At 72.6% G+C, this 14752-nt stretch carries 16 protein-coding genes; 8 read left to right on the forward strand and 8 right to left on the reverse strand.

The window, feature by feature from the left end; all coding sequences use genetic code 11:
• Positions 1-116: 116 nt before the first annotated feature.
• Complete coding sequence (locus tag F1734_RS08850; protein WP_017680220.1) at positions 117-839, forward strand: DUF1906 domain-containing protein; 723 nt, start codon at positions 117-119, stop codon at positions 837-839.
• Here the strand turns inward: F1734_RS08850 and F1734_RS08855 are convergent.
• The 3 genes from F1734_RS08855 to F1734_RS08865 all read right to left on the reverse strand — a co-directional run bounded on the left by F1734_RS08855 (position 826) and on the right by F1734_RS08865 (position 3676).
• Positions 826-2253 (reverse strand): MFS transporter, encoded by a 1428-nt coding sequence (locus tag F1734_RS08855; protein ID WP_102030848.1) that lies wholly within the window; start codon positions 2251-2253, stop codon positions 826-828. The two genes, F1734_RS08850 and F1734_RS08855, sit on opposite strands and share 14 nt — an antisense overlap.
• A gap of 107 nt (positions 2254-2360) precedes the next feature.
• A complete protein-coding gene (locus F1734_RS08860; protein ID WP_010592485.1) occupies positions 2361-2708 on the reverse strand; it encodes a hypothetical protein in 348 nt (115 codons plus the stop codon).
• A 113-nt stretch (positions 2709-2821) separates the two neighbouring features.
• Positions 2822-3676: an Rv1157c family protein gene (locus tag F1734_RS08865; RefSeq protein WP_026137630.1), complete on the reverse strand. Its 855-nt coding sequence runs from the start codon at positions 3674-3676 to the stop codon at positions 2822-2824.
• Between the two features lie 330 nt (positions 3677-4006).
• Here F1734_RS08865 and F1734_RS08870 point away from each other — a divergent pair, with 330 nt between their 5' ends.
• Positions 4007-5269 carry a mannosyltransferase gene (locus F1734_RS08870; RefSeq protein ID WP_203011530.1) on the forward strand — a complete coding sequence of 421 codons (1263 nt, stop codon included), beginning with the start codon at positions 4007-4009 and terminating at the stop codon, positions 5267-5269.
• Here the strand turns inward: F1734_RS08870 and F1734_RS08875 are convergent.
• Entirely contained in the window at positions 5214-5501 is a 288-nt protein-coding gene (locus tag F1734_RS08875) for a 4a-hydroxytetrahydrobiopterin dehydratase (RefSeq protein WP_203011531.1), read from the reverse strand. The genes F1734_RS08870 and F1734_RS08875 overlap by 56 nt on opposite strands.
• Positions 5502-5526: 25 nt before the next feature.
• Here F1734_RS08875 and F1734_RS08880 point away from each other — a divergent pair, with 25 nt between their 5' ends.
• Positions 5527-5931 carry a (deoxy)nucleoside triphosphate pyrophosphohydrolase gene (locus F1734_RS08880; RefSeq protein ID WP_017680216.1) on the forward strand — a complete coding sequence of 135 codons (405 nt, stop codon included), beginning with the start codon at positions 5527-5529 and terminating at the stop codon, positions 5929-5931.
• Between the two features lie 15 nt (positions 5932-5946).
• On the opposite strand, the gene F1734_RS08885 is transcribed toward F1734_RS08880, so the two are convergent.
• Positions 5947-6123 carry a hypothetical protein gene (locus F1734_RS08885; RefSeq protein ID WP_003936054.1) on the reverse strand — a complete coding sequence of 59 codons (177 nt, stop codon included), beginning with the start codon at positions 6121-6123 and terminating at the stop codon, positions 5947-5949.
• A 357-nt stretch (positions 6124-6480) separates the two neighbouring features.
• Between F1734_RS08885 and typA the strand changes: the two genes are divergently transcribed.
• From typA to F1734_RS08910, 5 genes are all read left to right on the forward strand, one after another.
• Positions 6481-8367, forward strand: coding sequence for a translational GTPase TypA (gene typA / locus F1734_RS08890; RefSeq protein ID WP_010592480.1), 1887 nt, complete (start codon positions 6481-6483; stop codon positions 8365-8367).
• Positions 8368-8451: 84 nt separating this feature from the next.
• Positions 8452-10299, forward strand: coding sequence for an ABC transporter family substrate-binding protein (locus F1734_RS08895; RefSeq protein ID WP_203011532.1), 1848 nt, complete (start codon positions 8452-8454; stop codon positions 10297-10299).
• Positions 10296-11183 carry an N-acetyl-1-D-myo-inositol-2-amino-2-deoxy-alpha-D-glucopyranoside deacetylase gene (gene mshB / locus F1734_RS08900; protein WP_010592478.1) on the forward strand — a complete coding sequence of 296 codons (888 nt, stop codon included), beginning with the start codon at positions 10296-10298 and terminating at the stop codon, positions 11181-11183. Before F1734_RS08895 ends, mshB begins: the two co-directional genes overlap by 4 nt.
• Positions 11184-11233: 50 nt before the next feature.
• Positions 11234-11392, forward strand: coding sequence for a hypothetical protein (locus F1734_RS08905; RefSeq protein WP_006933951.1), 159 nt, complete (start codon positions 11234-11236; stop codon positions 11390-11392).
• A 52-nt stretch (positions 11393-11444) separates the two neighbouring features.
• Entirely contained in the window at positions 11445-11882 is a 438-nt protein-coding gene (locus F1734_RS08910) for a hypothetical protein (protein WP_203011533.1), read from the forward strand.
• On the opposite strand, the gene F1734_RS08915 is transcribed toward F1734_RS08910, so the two are convergent.
• The 3 genes from F1734_RS08915 to F1734_RS08925 are packed head-to-tail and all read right to left on the reverse strand — an operon-like array spanning position 11845 to position 14671.
• Positions 11845-12582, reverse strand: coding sequence for a uracil-DNA glycosylase (locus tag F1734_RS08915; RefSeq protein ID WP_010592476.1), 738 nt, complete (start codon positions 12580-12582; stop codon positions 11845-11847). The two genes, F1734_RS08910 and F1734_RS08915, sit on opposite strands and share 38 nt — an antisense overlap.
• Positions 12579-14132 carry a PH domain-containing protein gene (locus F1734_RS08920; RefSeq protein ID WP_017680212.1) on the reverse strand — a complete coding sequence of 518 codons (1554 nt, stop codon included), beginning with the start codon at positions 14130-14132 and terminating at the stop codon, positions 12579-12581. Before F1734_RS08920 ends, F1734_RS08915 begins: the two co-directional genes overlap by 4 nt.
• Positions 14129-14671 (reverse strand): PH domain-containing protein, encoded by a 543-nt coding sequence (locus F1734_RS08925; RefSeq protein ID WP_010592473.1) that lies wholly within the window; start codon positions 14669-14671, stop codon positions 14129-14131. Before F1734_RS08925 ends, F1734_RS08920 begins: the two co-directional genes overlap by 4 nt.
• Positions 14672-14752: the final 81 nt, after the last annotated feature.

Here is a 14752-nt window from a genome sequence, read left to right on the forward strand (position 1 = left end):
CCCCGCCCGTCGTCGGGCCGCGAATCCCGATGTGCCCCCGCGGGACCCGGGAGTGTGATGCAATACCGGAGGCTCGACACCCTGTCCTCCGTGCACGCTCGTCCAAGCGAGGTTCGATGGCCGTTTCACGTCGGGAACTGTTGCGATATGCGGCCGTCGGCTCGTGCGCGGCCTGGATCTCGGCCGTCGCCGCCCCCGGGGTGGCGCACGGCCGGGAGGTGCTCGGCACGATCGTCGACTACTCGGCGGCCGTGCCGTCGCCGTCGTCGATCCGTGCCGCCGGGCACATCGGGGCCATCCGGTACGTCTCGGACCGGCGGCCGGGTGCCGAATGGATGCTGGCCAAGCCGCTGACCGAGTCGGAGGCCGCCGCGCTCGTCGCCGGCGATCTCGAGGTCGTCTCGTGCTACCAGTTCGGCAAGGCCGACACCGCGGACTGGCTCGGTGGATACGACGCCGGGGTCCGGCACGCGACGCGCGGCCTCGAGCTGCACCGGGCGGCCGGGGGCCCGGCGGACCGGCCGATCTACGCCTCGATCGACGACAACCCGTCCGAGCAGCAGTTCGCCGACCTCATCGCGCCGTACCTGCAGGGCTGGCACGACGTGCTCGGCGCCGGGAACACCGGCGTGTACGCCAACGCGCCGACCATCTCCTGGGCGCGCGACGCCGGGCTGGGATCGTTCTACTGGCAGCACGACTGGGGCACGGCCGAGGGCTACGTGCATCCCGCGGCCGACCTGCACCAGGTGGGCGGCGGCACGATCGACGGTATCGGCATCGACGTCAACAACGTGTTCAGCACCGACTACGGGCAGTGGTCCCTCACCGCCGGGTGAGGCCGCCGGGTCGTGACCGCGGCACGGCCACCGTCAGGGCCAGGCCCACGACGGCGGCCAGGGCCGCCACCAGGAACGTGGCGCGGAAGGCGTCCAGGGCGGGGACGGTGGCGGTGCCGACGTTCAGGGTGTCCGCTGCGAGCAGGACGCTCACGACCGCCGCGGACGAGGAGGTCCCCACCGAGCGCATGAGCGCGTTGAGACTGTTGGCTGCCGCGGTCTCCGACAGCGGCACCGCGGTCATGATCAGCGCCGGCATCGCGGCGTAGGCCAGGCCGATACCGGCACCGATGATCATGGCGGCGATCACGATGTGCCAGATCTCCGAGCAGGCGACGTAGGCCAGGAGGTAACCGAGGCAGACGACGACCGCGCCCGCGGCGAGGGTCGTCCGGGGTCCGTACCGCGTCGTGATCCGCGCCGACACCGGCGACAGCGCCATCATGACCAGACCGCTCGGTGCGAGCACCAGGCCCGTCGCGACCATGGACAACCCGAACCCGTAGCCCGTGACGACCGGTGCCATCAACAACTGCGGGAAGGCGAGGCTGTTGCTGTAGAGCGCGAAACCGACCGCGACCGACGCCAGATTGGTGAACAACACCGGACGTCGCCCCGACACGCGCAGATCGACCAGCGGTCGCGGCCGTCGGAGTTCGTACCGGCCCCAGGCGACGGCGGTGGCGGCGGCGCCGGCGAACATCGCGAGCGTCGCGGGCGCCGTCCAGCCCCAGGTGCCGCCCTTGGTCACGGGGAGGAGGAACAGCGTCAGTGCCACCGCGAGCCCGACCGCACCGAGCAGGTCGAAACGTCCGGGATCCGCCCGGGGGGATTCGGGAACCACCCACAGCACGAGGGCGGCGGCGAGCACCCCGACCAGTCCGCAGAACCAGAACAGGGTGTGCCAGTGGGCGATCTGCGCGACGGCCGCGGCGACGGGGAAGCCGACGGCTCCGCCGACTCCCATCGTCGCGCTGATGGTCGCCATCGCTCCCGGCAGTCTGCGCGGGCGCAGTTCGTCGCGCAGGATCGCGATGCCGAGCGGGATCGCTCCGCTCGCGGCGCCCTGCAGGGCGCGGCCGGTGATCATCGGCCACAGCGTGGTGGACAGCGCGCAGACCGCGGAGCCGACGACGAGCGTGCCGAGGCACACGAGCAGCATCCGGCGTTTGCCGAACATGTCGCCGAGCCGGCCGCTGACCGGGGTGATCACGGCGGAGGCGAGCAGGGTGGCGGTGACGGCCCACGAGGCGCTCTCCACCGAGGTTCCCAGCAGATGCGGCAGTTGGGGCAGCAGCGGGACGACGAGGGTGTGCATCAGGGCGACGACGATGCCGCAGAGGGAGAGCACAGCGACGAGGCCACGGGGTGCCGGACGTTCGCCGACCGACGGGATCCGGGTCTCGACCGCCATGCGCCTCCTCGAAGCCGGGCCGCGACGACGACCGGACGTACGACATCTACCAGGTGTGGCGGCGGCGCGGGAGAACGGGCCCGTTCAACGGGACAGCGCCTGCCCGGTCAACTCTGGCAGTGCGCGGCGGGGTCGGGTTCGGCGGCGGTGACGACGAGCGTGGGGTGCGGGTCCTCGGGGGCGTCGTGGACGCCGCGCCACGACAGCAGCGACCAGCGGGACAGTCCCGACAGCGCCGAGCCGAGGCTGGCGAACGACAGCGACGACAGGGCCGAACCGAACGACCCCACCGAACCGACCGACAGCACCGACCCGACGCTGCCGACGGACAGGATCGAGTACGCCGAGCCGATGGACAGGATCGAGCCCTCGGAACGGAGGGAGAGGATCGACCGGTGGGAGCGGCGGGAGCGCAGGGATCGGGAAACGGTGTGCCCGAGGGGTGTTTCGGCCATGTCCCGGTCTACCACGCAGCGGGCGGCGCGGGAAGCGTGCGGACGACGAGCGTGCGGACGACGGAGGCCGCCGGGACGATCCCGGCGGCCTCGGCCAAGGTGCGGACGATCGATCAGGCGACCGTGACGAGCCCGATCGTCGGCAGGAAGGTGCACGAGCGCGGGGCCGCGCCCTCGGCCTGCGTGGTGATGCCACCGGAGATCACCGCGGCCACGTTGCCGGAGCCGGTGTCCGCGATCGCGCTGAGCGTCGTCGGGCCGTCGGGGTTGATCCGGGCCGCGTCGGTGAGCGTCGCGGTGCCGCTGCGGCCGTTGGAGACGTTGATCCAGCTCACCGTCAGCGGCTGGGCCTGCTGCGCGGCGAACTTGGCGGTTCCCAGCGCGGTGAACACGAACCCGGCCTGGCCGGCCTTCGGGCCCGGCGGCGGGAGCGGTGCGGGACCGGCGACGGCGAGTGCGGTGCCGATGGAGTCGCCGCCGTCGCGGATGCAGTCCTTGCCGATGCTCGGGTACAGGAACTGCGAGATCGGCACGGCGTTCGGGTCGGGGAGGTCGGGACCGCCACCGCCGCTGCCGTCGAGGAAGGTGATCACGCGCTGGAGCAGGGCCTTGACGGAGTCGGGCAGCTGCGAGTTCGCGAGCAGCTCCTTCGCCTGGTCGAGCAGCTGGTTCCGGCCGTCGGCGACGTCCGTCGGCCCGGCTGCCGCGCCGACGATGGCGGGGGCGAGGGAAGCGAGGGCCTCGACCTCTTCGGGTGCGGCGGCCTGGGTGCTCAGCATCCCCATGAGGGACTCGATCGTCAGGTCCGCCGGCAGCGGGTAGCCCGCGAGCTCGACCGGCAGCTGAAGCGTGTCGGGGAGGCCCGGAACGACGGGTTGCGCGACCGCCTGCGAGGGCACGGTGAGCGCCGCGGCGGCGGCGAGAGCGCAGGCGGTGATCATCCTGCGCGTTGCTCGGGTTCGAAGCACTTTTCCCCATCCTTGTCGTTGAAGCGGCGCCGGAGCGAGGGGCTCCGATGCCGCTGACGGCTCGGGGAGACACTTTATGTAGGCCCCCCGATCAGTACAAGCCGTGGCCGGTCTCACAGCCGCCGCCTGTATTCGCGGGAGTCTAGCCATAACGTGTTCCGATCAGTGGTGTCCGCTCGAGACTACGTGTGACGCATGTGGTTTTTGTGAGAGTAGATGAAACTGTTACTGATGTGAGTATCGTGTTCGGCCCGCCGTCGTGGACCGGATAGTCTGCATCAGTCCCCGGTCCTTCCCCGGGGTGACGTGACGACGGGAGGCCGCGCCGCAGTGTCCGATCCGGTTCGCCCGCATCGACTGTGGTGGTGCGCGGCCCTGCTGGCCGTGTCCGTCGGGGTGCGCCTGGCGTGGAACTTCCTCACCCCCAACGGCATGAATCTCGTGGATCTGCACGTGTACGTCGACGGGTCCGCGGCGCTGTTGCGCGGGGAGCTGTACGACTTCACCTACACCCGGGACACGCCCGAGTTCTCCCTGCCCTTCACCTACCCGCCGTTCGCGGCCCTGGTCTTCTTCCCCCTGCACTACCTGCCCTTTCCCGTGGTCGGAGTGCTGTGGCAGCTGCTGACCGTCGCCGCCCTGTTCGGCATCCTGCGCATCTGCCTCGAGCTGCTGTTCGGTCCCGCGGCCCACAGCGCCCACTGGACGGCGGTCGCGCTCGGATGGACGGCGGTCGGTATCTGGACCGAGCCCATCCGCACGACCCTCGACTACGGGCAGGTCAACGTGTTCCTGGCCTTCGGGGTGATGGTCGCGGTCCGCAGCAACCGCTGGTGGCTCTCGGGCGGACTGGTCGGGGTGCTCGCCGGCATCAAGCTGACCCCGGCGGTCGCCGGTCTGTACCTCGTGGCGCGACGGCGGTGGTCGGCGGCGTTCTTCTCCGCGGCGGTCTTCGTCGTCACCGTCGCCGTCAGCTGGCTGGCGCTCGGCGAGCAGGCACGGACCTACTTCACGACGTTGTTCGGCGACGCCGAGCGGATCGGACCGGTGGGGTCGGTCTGGAACCAGTCGCTGCGCGGCGCGCTGAGCCGCATCGTGGGGCACGACGTCGGCACCGGGCCGCTGTGGCTGGCGGCCGTCGCGGTCTCGGCGGCGCTGGCCTTCGCGGCCTGGCGTGCCCTCGGCCCGGACGATCGCCTCGGCACCGTCGTCGTCGTCGAACTCTTCGGGCTGCTGGTGTCGCCGATCTCCTGGATGCACCACTGGGTATGGGTACTGCCGATGCTGGTGTGGCTGGTCTACGGCCCGCTCGCGGACCGGCGGGGGGCGCGCGTCCTGGCCGGAGTCTGGGCGGTGCTCACCGTCGTCGGGGTGCCGTGGCTGCTGGGACTGGCGCAGGACTCGATGTGGGACATCTCGCGGCCCGCGGTGCTCGCCTGGGCCGGTGCGTGCAACGTGCTCGGGGTGCTCGCGGTGTACGTGTGGACGATCCTCGCCCGGCGCAGCGCGGTGCGGCACCCCGCTCCGGTCGCGTCCGTCAGCCGTGGACCAGCGCGTCGATCGTCCGGGCCAGTTCCACGTCCGACGCGGTGATCCCGCCGGCGGAATGGGTGGACAGCGAGTACGTCACCTTCCGCCAGCGGATGTCGATGTCGGGATGGTGGTTCGCCGCCTCGGCGGCCTCGGCCACCCGGTCCACCAGCGCGACGGCCTCGGGGAACGAGGGGGACTCGACGGTGCGCACGATCGCGTTCCCGTCCCGTCGCCACGCGGGGAGATCGGCGAGGGCGGCCTCGATGTCGGCGTCGGAGAGCAACTCGGCCATGTCTCATTCTGGGACGATGCCGCACATGAGTGCAACGACGGGCCGGGCGGACGAGGTGGTAGCCGGGGCGATCTTCCGCGACGGCCGGCTGTTGCTGGCGCAGCGGGTCGGGCCGCCGGAGCTGGCGGGGTTGTGGGAGCTGCCCGGCGGCAAGGCGGAGCCGGGGGAGTCCGCCGAGGCGGCACTGCGCCGTGAGCTGCGGGAGGAGCTGGGGGTGGAGGTCGCCGGGGCGCAGCGGGTCGGGGCCGGAGTGCCGCTGGGCGGGGGCCGGGTGCTGCGCGCCTACCGCGTGGAGCTGGTCTCGGGGGAACCGCGGCCGCTCGAGCACGCGGCTCTGCGTTGGGTGGACGCCGACGAGCTGGAACGGATCGATCTGGTGCCCAACGACCGGGTGTGGCTACCGGAGCTGCGCGCCCGACTCCGGGACTGACGGCGGTGCGGCCGGTCAGGCGGCGCGGGCCTTCTTCAGGCGCTTCGCGAGCTCCTTCTTGCCCAGTCCCTCGTGCTCGAGTCTCTTCATCCGCATGACCACCACCGGGCAGCGCACACAGCGGGTCTTCTTGCGGCAGCACTTCTTCTTGGGCTCGAGCTGCGCGACCTTGCTCGCCTTCACCTTGCCCATCCGGGTCGCCGGCCTTTCGTCGGTGGGGTTCCGGACCAAAGGTTAGCATGCCCTTACCTGGATGGCCGGGCCGCCGAATACAGGGTGCGCCGACGAATGCAGGGTGCGCCGGCCGGCGCGGGGCGACGTGGCGAACGTCACGCTCTGCGTCGCGAGCTGGTGAATCCGGCGTCGGCGCGCGCGGAGCACCGGGACCGGCCTGTACTGTATTGGAGGCCGCAGTGCCTGTGCGGGCCGTTCACGGCCGCGAACAGGTGACTCGCATTCGCGACGCGGCCACCGCAAGAACGCCGTACGGGCGAGGTGCCGTCTGGGTCCAGTGCCGTGTGGCCGGACAACAGCCAGGAGAGCCATCGCGTGAGCACCGCCAGTTTCCGCAACGTCGCCATCGTCGCGCACGTCGACCACGGAAAGACCACCCTCGTCGACGCCATGCTGCGCCAATCGGGCGCCTTCGCCGAGCGCGCGGAACTCGTCGACCGGGTCATGGACTCCGGTGACCTCGAGCGCGAGAAGGGCATCACGATCCTCGCGAAGAACACCGCTGTGCACCGGCACAACCCCGACGGCACCGTCACCGTCATCAACGTGATCGACACCCCCGGTCACGCCGACTTCGGTGGCGAGGTCGAGCGCGGGCTGTCCATGGTCGACGGCGTGGTCCTGCTCGTCGATGCGTCCGAGGGCCCGCTGCCGCAGACCCGTTTCGTGCTGCGCAAGGCGCTCTCCGCGTCGTTGCCGGTGCTGCTCGTGGTCAACAAGACCGACCGTCCCGACGCCCGCATCGCCGAGGTCGTCGAGGAGACCCACGACCTGCTGCTCGACCTCGCCTCCGACCTCGACGACGAGGCTTCCGAGGCCGCCGAGCAGCTGCTCGACCTGCCGGTCCTGTACGCCTCCGGCCGCGAGGGCAAGGCGTCGACCGAACAGCCCGAGAACGGACAGGCGCCGTCCGCCGAGAATCTCGACGCGCTGTTCGACGTGCTCATGAAATACATCCCCGCCCCCAAGGGCGATCCGGCCGCATCGTTGCAGGCGCACGTCACCAACCTCGACGCCTCCGAGTTCCTCGGCCGCCTGGCGCTGCTGCGCATCCACAACGGCGAACTGCGCAAGGGCCAGACCGTCGCGTGGATGCACGCCGACGGCGTGAAGAACGTGAAGATCACCGAGCTGCTCCAAACCATCGGTGTCGAGCGCCGGCCCGGTGACGTCGCCGTCGCCGGCGACATCGTCGCCGTCGCCGGCATCCCGGACATCATGATCGGCGACACCCTCGCCGATGTGGACAACCCGGTCGCGCTGCCGCGCATCACGGTCGACGAGCCGGCCATCTCGGTGGTCATCGGCACCAACACGTCGCCGCTCGTCGGCCGCGTGCAGGGTCACAAGCTGACCGCGCGCATGGTCAAGTCCCGGCTGGACTCGGAGCTGGTCGGCAACGTGTCGTTGCGCGTGCTCGACATCGGCCGCCCCGACGCGTGGGAGGTGCAGGGCCGCGGCGAGCTGGCGCTGGCCATCCTCGTCGAGCAGATGCGCCGCGAGGGCTTCGAGCTCACCGTCGGCAAGCCGCAGGTGGTCACCCGGCAGGTCGACGGCAAGGTGCACGAGCCGTACGAGGAGCTCACCATCGACAGCCCCGAGGAACACCTCGGCGCGATCACCCAGCTGCTCGCGGCCCGCAAGGGCAAGATGGTGCAGATGTCCAACCACGCCGCCGGGTGGGTGCGCATGGAGTTCATCGTCCCGTCGCGCGGCCTCATCGGGTTCCGCACCGACTTCCTCACCGAGACCCGCGGCACGGGCATCGCCAACGCCGTCTTCCACGGCTACGCCCCGTGGGCCGGCGAGATCCGCGCACGGCATACCGGCTCGCTGGTCTCCGACCGCTCGGGCTCGGTCACGCCGTTCGCGATGATCCAGCTCGGCGACCGCGGCACCTTCTTCGTGGAGCCGGGCAGCGACACCTACGAGGGCCACGTCGTGGGCATCAACCCGCGCGCCGAAGACCTCGACATCAACGTCACCCGCGAGAAGAAGCTCACCAACATGCGCTCCTCCACGGCCGACGTGATGGAAACCCTCGCCAAGCCGATCACCCTGAGCCTCGAGGAGGCCATGGAGTTCTGCGCCTCCGACGAGTGCGTCGAGGTCACCCCGGAGATCCTCCGGGTCCGCAAGGTGCACCTCTCGGCCACCGACCGGGCCCGCGCCCGCTCGCGGGAGAAGGCTCGCAACAAGTAGTCGCGGCACTGGACGAGTAGTGCGGCAGGGGTGGTCCCGGTGCGGCCGGGACCACCGCCGCATCCCGGAGGGAAGGGAGGCCGGATGCGCAGGTTCGCCGGGATCACCGCCGTCGCCGCGGTGCTGGGGTTGTCGGCGTGCACCGCCGATCCGCCGCCGCCGATCGAGCAGACCGAACCCGCCCGGACCCCCGCCCCGGTTCCCCAGCTGAACACCGTCGTGGTGGCGGTCGACGACGTGGGCGCCGGGTTCAATCCGCACCTGCTCGCCGACCAGTCGCCCGTCGGCAACACGGTTGCCGGGATGGTGCTGCCGAGCGCGTTCCGGCCCGTGCCCGATCCCGCGCGGCCCGGTGCCACCGTGTGGATGCTCGACGAGTCCGTCCTCGTCTCGGCCGACGTCACCTCGCAGGCGCCGTTCACCATCACCTATCAGGTCCGCGACGAAGCGCAGTGGTCCGACAGCGCACCCATCGCCGCCGAGGACTTCCGGTACCTGTGGCAGCAGATGATCACCGAGCCCGGCGTGGTCGATCCCGCGGGCTACCGCCTCATCGAGGACGTCGGATCCTCCGGCGGCGGCAAGACCGTCACCGTCACCCTGCGCGAGCCCTACCCGGCGTGGCGGGAACTGTTCACCCACCTCCTGCCGGCCCACCTGGTCAAGGACACGCCGGGTGGATTCGCCACGAGCCTCGCCGAATCGATCCCGGTGTCCGGTGGGCAGTTCCATGTCAGGTCCGTCGACCGCGGGCGGGGCGAGATCCTGCTCGAACGCAACGACCGGTTCTGGGGGACCCCGGCCCGGCCCGACCGGATCCTGTTGCGGCGCGGCGGAACCGACGCACAGCTCGCCGAGTCGATGCGCACCGGCGACGCCCAGGTCGCGCAGATGCACGGCGGCGGCTCCGCGCTGCTCGCCCAGCTCGGCGCGATCCCGCACGTGCGCACCGGCACTCAACTCCAGCCCCGCGTCCTGGAACTGACCCTCAACGGCCGCACGACCGAGTTCGCGGATCCGCGCGTGCGCCGCGCCGTCCTCGGACTTCTCGACCCGGACCTGCTGGCCACGGTCGCGGCCGGCACGGAATCGGCCGTGGTCGCGGCCCGTGCACAGGTGCTCGCCCCGTCCGACCCCGGATATGCGCCGAGCATGCCGCCGCGGCCGGGCCGCGAGGAGTCCCTCGCGCTCCTCGCCGCGGCCGGTTACGTACCGGCCGACCCGGCGACGGTCGAAGCGACCGGCACGCCGGTACCGGAAGCGGCGACGACCGGGCTGCTCGCCCACGGAGACGCGCCCCTGGCGCTCGTGCTGGGCGTGCCGGAGAACTCCCCGGTGGCCGACGCCGTCGCCCACACCGCGGCGGACCAGCTGCGCGGAGCCGGCGTCGCGGCCACCGTGACCACGCTGCCGCCCGACGAGCTCTACGGCGAGGCACTCGTCCGGGGAACCGTGCACGCCGTGGTCGGCTGGACCCGCGCCGGCGGCGACCCCGCCACGGCCGCGATGTCCCGATTCGGTTGTCCACCGGCGATTCCCGGGCAGGGGAGCCCCCCGGTCGAGCCGGATCCTGCGCCCGCCCCGGACAGCGGCACCGTGCCCGGCGCCGACACCGCTCCCGGGGGTGACACCGTTCCCGACGACGAGATCGAAGCCGCCGAGGCGCAGCTCGCCGCACCGAGCAACGTGTCCGGGATGTGCGACCCCGCCCTCGAACCGGAACTCGCCGGCGCCCTGCGCGGCGCCGGCGACGTGCCCGCCGTCCTGGCCGGCGCGCAGCCGAAGCTGTGGGACCTCGCGGTCACCCTGCCGATCCTGCAGGACCGCACCGTGATCGCCGCGGGACCCGGCGTCGAGGGCGTGACCCTGACCGGCGCGATCCCCGCCGGGCCCCTGTCCGATGCGCAGAACTGGTGGAGGACCACCCCGTGACCGACCGAACCGACCCCGCGTCGCGGCGCCTGCTGCTGGTGCACGCCCACCCTGACGACGAATCGATCACCACGGGCGGGACCATCGCGCACTACGCCGCTCGGGCCGCCGAGGTCACCGTCGTGACGTGCACCCTCGGGGAGGAGGGCGAGGTCATCGGGGACGAATGGGCGCAGCTCACCGCCGACCGCGCCGACCAGCTCGGGGGTTACCGCATCCACGAGCTCGGCCGGGCGCTGGCCGCCCTCGGCGTGCCCGCGCCGCGCTTCCTCGGCGGTGCCGGGCACTGGCGCGATTCCGGGATGGCCGGGACCCCGTCGGCTGCGAACCCCCGGGCCTGGGTGAACGCCGACCGGGACGAGGCGGTGGCCGCCCTGGTCGCGGTGATCCGCGAACTGCGCCCGCACGTGGTGGTCACCTACGACCCGGTGGGCGGCTACGGCCACCCCGACCACATCCGGGTGCATCACGTCGTGACCGCGGCCGTCGAGGCCGCGGGGACCGACGCCTACCCGCACGCCGGCCCGCCGTGGGACCCGGCGAAGCTCTACTGGACCGTCACCGAGGCGAGCGCCCTGCGCCGCGGCATCGAGGACATGACCGCCCTGCCCGACGGGTGGCGGCGACCCGGCCCCGACGAGCTGCCGAGCGTGCCCGACGACCAGGTCACCACCGTGGTCGACGTCGCCGACGTGCTCGACGCCAAGCGGGCGGCGCTCGCGGCGCACGCGACCCAGGTGGTCGTGGCACCCGGCGGGGCACAGTTCACCCTGTCCAACCTCGTCGCGCAGCCCGTGCTGGACCAGGAGCACTACGTACTGGTCCGCGGCGACCGCGGCGACGGCCCCGGACGGGAGCGTGACCTCTTCGCCGGGCTGGGTTAGTGTGACCACGAGCACCGGAAAGGTGATCGCGATCACACGAGAGGGTTTCGATGTACAACTGGTCCGTCCAGAACCAGATCGTCGCATTCGTCGATTCGTTGCGTCCCTACGCGGACCAGATCAATGCCGCCTACTACCAGGCGCTCTACGGCTTCGCGGACCAGGCCAGCCACGTGCTCACGCTCATGGGCTACCCGCCCGTGCCGTGATCGGCCGGGACCCGGTGCCCACGGACCCGCGCCCGTGGCGCACTATCGAACCATGACGGTCGATCCCGCCACCACCGCCACGCAGGCCTCCGCGCCCCCGGCGGCGACGCCGCGTACGGGCATCGTCGCGCTGCTGACCTTCGACGGCTTCCTCTGCGCGCTGCTGTCCGTGTTCTTCCTCGGCCTGTACATCGGCACGGTGCCGTTCCCGATCACGATCGTGCTGGCCGGCGCGGCGAACGTGCTGCTGGTGATGGCGATGCGCGCCGAAACCGGATCCACCTCGCGCGCGGCGTGGCCGCTGCTGGCGTGGATCGTCGGATTCGTCCTGTGCCTGGCCGGCGGTCCCGGCGGCGATCAGCTCCTCGTCGCCGACTGGCGGACCCTGCTGCTGCCGGTCGGTGCCGTGGCCCCCGCCGGGTTGTACCTGTTCGTCGTGCGCATGGCCGCCCTCACGAGTGCAGTCCGGCAGCCCGCGCCGCGTCCGTGAGCACGGCGGTGAGCATGGCCGGGGTGAGCCGGCCGGTGAACGTGTTCTGCTGGCTCACGTGATAGCACCCGAACACGTGTAACGGCCCGCGGTCCGCGGCGTCACCGCGCGGCAGCAGTTCCACCCCCGCCCCGTGCCCGAATCGGGGGCGCGGACGCGGCACGACCCAGCCGGCGTCGTCGAGCACCGGGAACAGCGCCTGCCATCCGAAGCCGCCGAGCACCACGATCGAGCGCAGCGTCGGCGTCAGCAGCTGCAGCTCCGCGTCGAGCCAGGTGCGGCACGTGTCCCGTTCCTGCGGCGTCGGCCGGTTGGCCGGGGGCGCGCAGTGCACCGGCGACGTGACGCGGGTGCCGAACAGCTCGAGGCCGTCGCCGCGGTGCGTCGCGGTGGGCTGCGACGCCAGGCCCGCCGCGTGCAGCGCGGCGTAGAGGAAGTCGCCCGAGCGGTCGCCGGTGAACATCCGCCCGGTCCGGTTGCCGCCGTGCGCGGCCGGCGCGAGGCCGACGATCAGCAGGGACGCGTCCGCCGGACCGAACCCGGGCACGGGACGCGCCCAGTACTCCTCGTCGCGGAATGCGGCACGCTTCTCCCGGCCCACCTGCTCGCGCCACGCGACCAGGCGGGGGCAGGCCCGGCACTCGATCAGGCAGGCGTCGAGCGTGGCCAGGTCGCGTGGCCGCCCGATGTCCGGGTTCATCGTCGCACCCAGGCGTCGCCGGCGCCGGGTGTGACCGCCTCGACCAGCGCCCACGCCTGCTCCGCGGGAAGGTCCACGACCTCGTAGCGGCCCGTGCCGGCCGGCGTCGCGGCGACGACGGTCGCCACTCCCGCGCGGCGCTGGAAGAACGACTGCCGCACCGTCCAGCCGATGATGCCGTCCGCCTCGAGCGAGACGCGGCGCCGATCCAGTGAGCCCCCGCGGGTGATCAACCACGCCGGCGCGTCCGCCGTTCCGGCGCCGAGCACGGCATGACCCAGGCTGCGGTAGCGATCCCACGCCAGCCCCACCGCCCCCGTCGCGACGACCGCGACCACCGGTATCCACGCCGCCACCGGCACCGTGCGGCCGGTGACCGCGACCGTCGCCGCGGCGGCCGCGACGGCCAGTGCCACGGGCAGCAGCGCCCGGGTGAACCGTCGTCGCCGGGCCGCCGGCCCGTGCGCACGCAGCGGTGCGTCGAGCTGACGGGTGTCGCGCAGCACCGCCGCCGCGACCCGTCGCGCCTCGGCGGACGGCGCGGGCGGCAGCAGCAACGACGACTCGCCGTGCTCGGCGGCGACACCGGTCATCACCGCATCGAGCCGGGCCCCGCCGACCAGGCGCAGCGCCAGCGGCTCGCGCAGGCTCACCCCGCGCAGACGGCGCCGATCCAGGGTGGTGTGCCGGTGCCGCAGCAGGCCGTGCCCCACGCGCAGCATCCGTCCGTCGTCGGTGACCGACAGGTCCGCATAGAGCAGCACGTAGCGCACGCACGCCACCAGGCTCGCCACTACGACGAGGACGAGCAGGCCGAACCCGGCGGCGACGAACGGCCCGGTGGCCTCGACCGACGACAGCCCACGCTCGACGGCGGCCGACTCGCCGAGCCGCTCGGCGAGTCCGTACTGGAAGGCCAGTCCCACCACCGCCGCGACGGTGACCAGCCCCGTGGTCGAGAACGGGGCGTAGCGCACCCAGCCCGGCCGGAACCGGGCGACCTCGGTTTCGGCGGGTGCGACCACCCCGGGCTCCTCGGCCGGCGTCCCCGGGTGCGTGCCGAGCAGGGCGTCGCGCAGCGCCGGCACGGCGCCGATCGCCAGGCCGTTCAGCTCGAACCGGTTGCGGTCCCGGCCGGCGCCGGTGCGCTGCCCGGTCCCGAGCCGGACCACCGCCAGCCCGAGCAGCCGGTGCAGCAGACGCTGCTCGACGTCCACCGACCGGATGCGGCTGCGCGGCACCGACAACAGCTGGCGCTGCAGCAGGCCGCGGCGCAGTTCCACGTGCACCGGCCCGATCCGGTAGGTCGTGGTGAACCAGCGCAGCACGCCGATCCCCACCAGCAGCACCGCCACCGCCAGGCCCCAGCCGTGATTGCCGCTGCTGCTGCCGAGCACCACGGACGCCACGAGCACGGGCAGCAACCGCAGCACCTCCTCGACGGGATGGATCAGCAGCATCCGCGGATCGAGCCGCAACCACGGCTGCTCGGCCTCGGCGGCGAGGGCGGCGGCGTCGGACCGCGCCGGCGGGACGGGGACGTCGCTCACGTGGCGTCCGCCTGGTTGCTGCCGGCGATCGCGGTGAGCCGCGCGGCGGTGGCGTCGGCGACCCCGACGTCGAGGGCGGTGATCGCCACGGCCCCGGCGGACGAGGCGGTGGTGACGGTCACGGTGGCGAGACCGAGCCACCGGTCGAGCGGCCCACGCTCCGTGTCGACGGTCTGGATCCGGGAGATCGGCGCGATCCGGCGCTCCTGGGTGAACCACCCCGAGCGCGTGTACACCGCGGTGTCGGTGATCTCCCAGCGGTGCACCCGGTACCGCCACAGCGGCATCACGCCGACGTGCGCGACGGCGAGAACCGCGGTGACCACGGCGGCGGCGACGTGCCAGCCCGGATACCGGCCGGAGTCGACGATCGCCCACACCACCTGGGCGGCGACGACCGGTACCCACAGCAGTGCCGCGCCCACCGCCCACAGCAGCCGCGCTTTCGGGCTGGGACGCCACGCCGGGTCGGCCATGGTCACCGGTGCCGGCGGGGCGGCATCGCCGACGGCGGTGGGCGGGGGAGCGTCCCGGGTCACGTGGTTCTCCTCGTCGGTGGTGTCCTGTCGGTTCCAGGCTAAGCTGATCGGCGAGCAGACCCGGCAACGCTGCGCCCGGGT

The organism is Rhodococcus ruber (genome assembly GCF_016804345.1).
In the GTDB taxonomy this organism is placed as follows: domain Bacteria; phylum Actinomycetota; class Actinomycetes; order Mycobacteriales; family Mycobacteriaceae; genus Rhodococcus; species Rhodococcus ruber.

Excerpts from the sequence above, each read along its gene's own strand:
- F1734_RS08875 (WP_203011531.1), bottom strand. The coding sequence starts at position 5,501 with ATGGCCGAGTTGCTCTCCGACGCCGACATCGAGGCCGCCCTCGCCGAT.
- F1734_RS08885 (WP_003936054.1), bottom strand. The coding sequence starts at position 6,123 with ATGGGCAAGGTGAAGGCGAGCAAGGTCGCGCAGCTCGAGCCCAAGAAG.
- F1734_RS08895 (WP_203011532.1), top strand. The coding sequence starts at position 8,452 with ATGCGCAGGTTCGCCGGGATCACCGCCGTCGCCGCGGTGCTGGGGTTG.
- F1734_RS08860 (WP_010592485.1), bottom strand. The coding sequence starts at position 2,708 with ATGGCCGAAACACCCCTCGGGCACACCGTTTCCCGATCCCTGCGCTCC.
- F1734_RS08910 (WP_203011533.1), top strand. The coding sequence starts at position 11,445 with ATGACGGTCGATCCCGCCACCACCGCCACGCAGGCCTCCGCGCCCCCG.
- F1734_RS08880 (WP_017680216.1), top strand. The coding sequence starts at position 5,527 with ATGAGTGCAACGACGGGCCGGGCGGACGAGGTGGTAGCCGGGGCGATC.
- F1734_RS08850 (WP_017680220.1), top strand. The coding sequence starts at position 117 with ATGGCCGTTTCACGTCGGGAACTGTTGCGATATGCGGCCGTCGGCTCG.
- F1734_RS08915 (WP_010592476.1), bottom strand. The coding sequence starts at position 12,582 with ATGAACCCGGACATCGGGCGGCCACGCGACCTGGCCACGCTCGACGCC.
- F1734_RS08855 (WP_102030848.1), bottom strand. The coding sequence starts at position 2,253 with ATGGCGGTCGAGACCCGGATCCCGTCGGTCGGCGAACGTCCGGCACCC.
- F1734_RS08905 (WP_006933951.1), top strand. The coding sequence starts at position 11,234 with ATGTACAACTGGTCCGTCCAGAACCAGATCGTCGCATTCGTCGATTCG.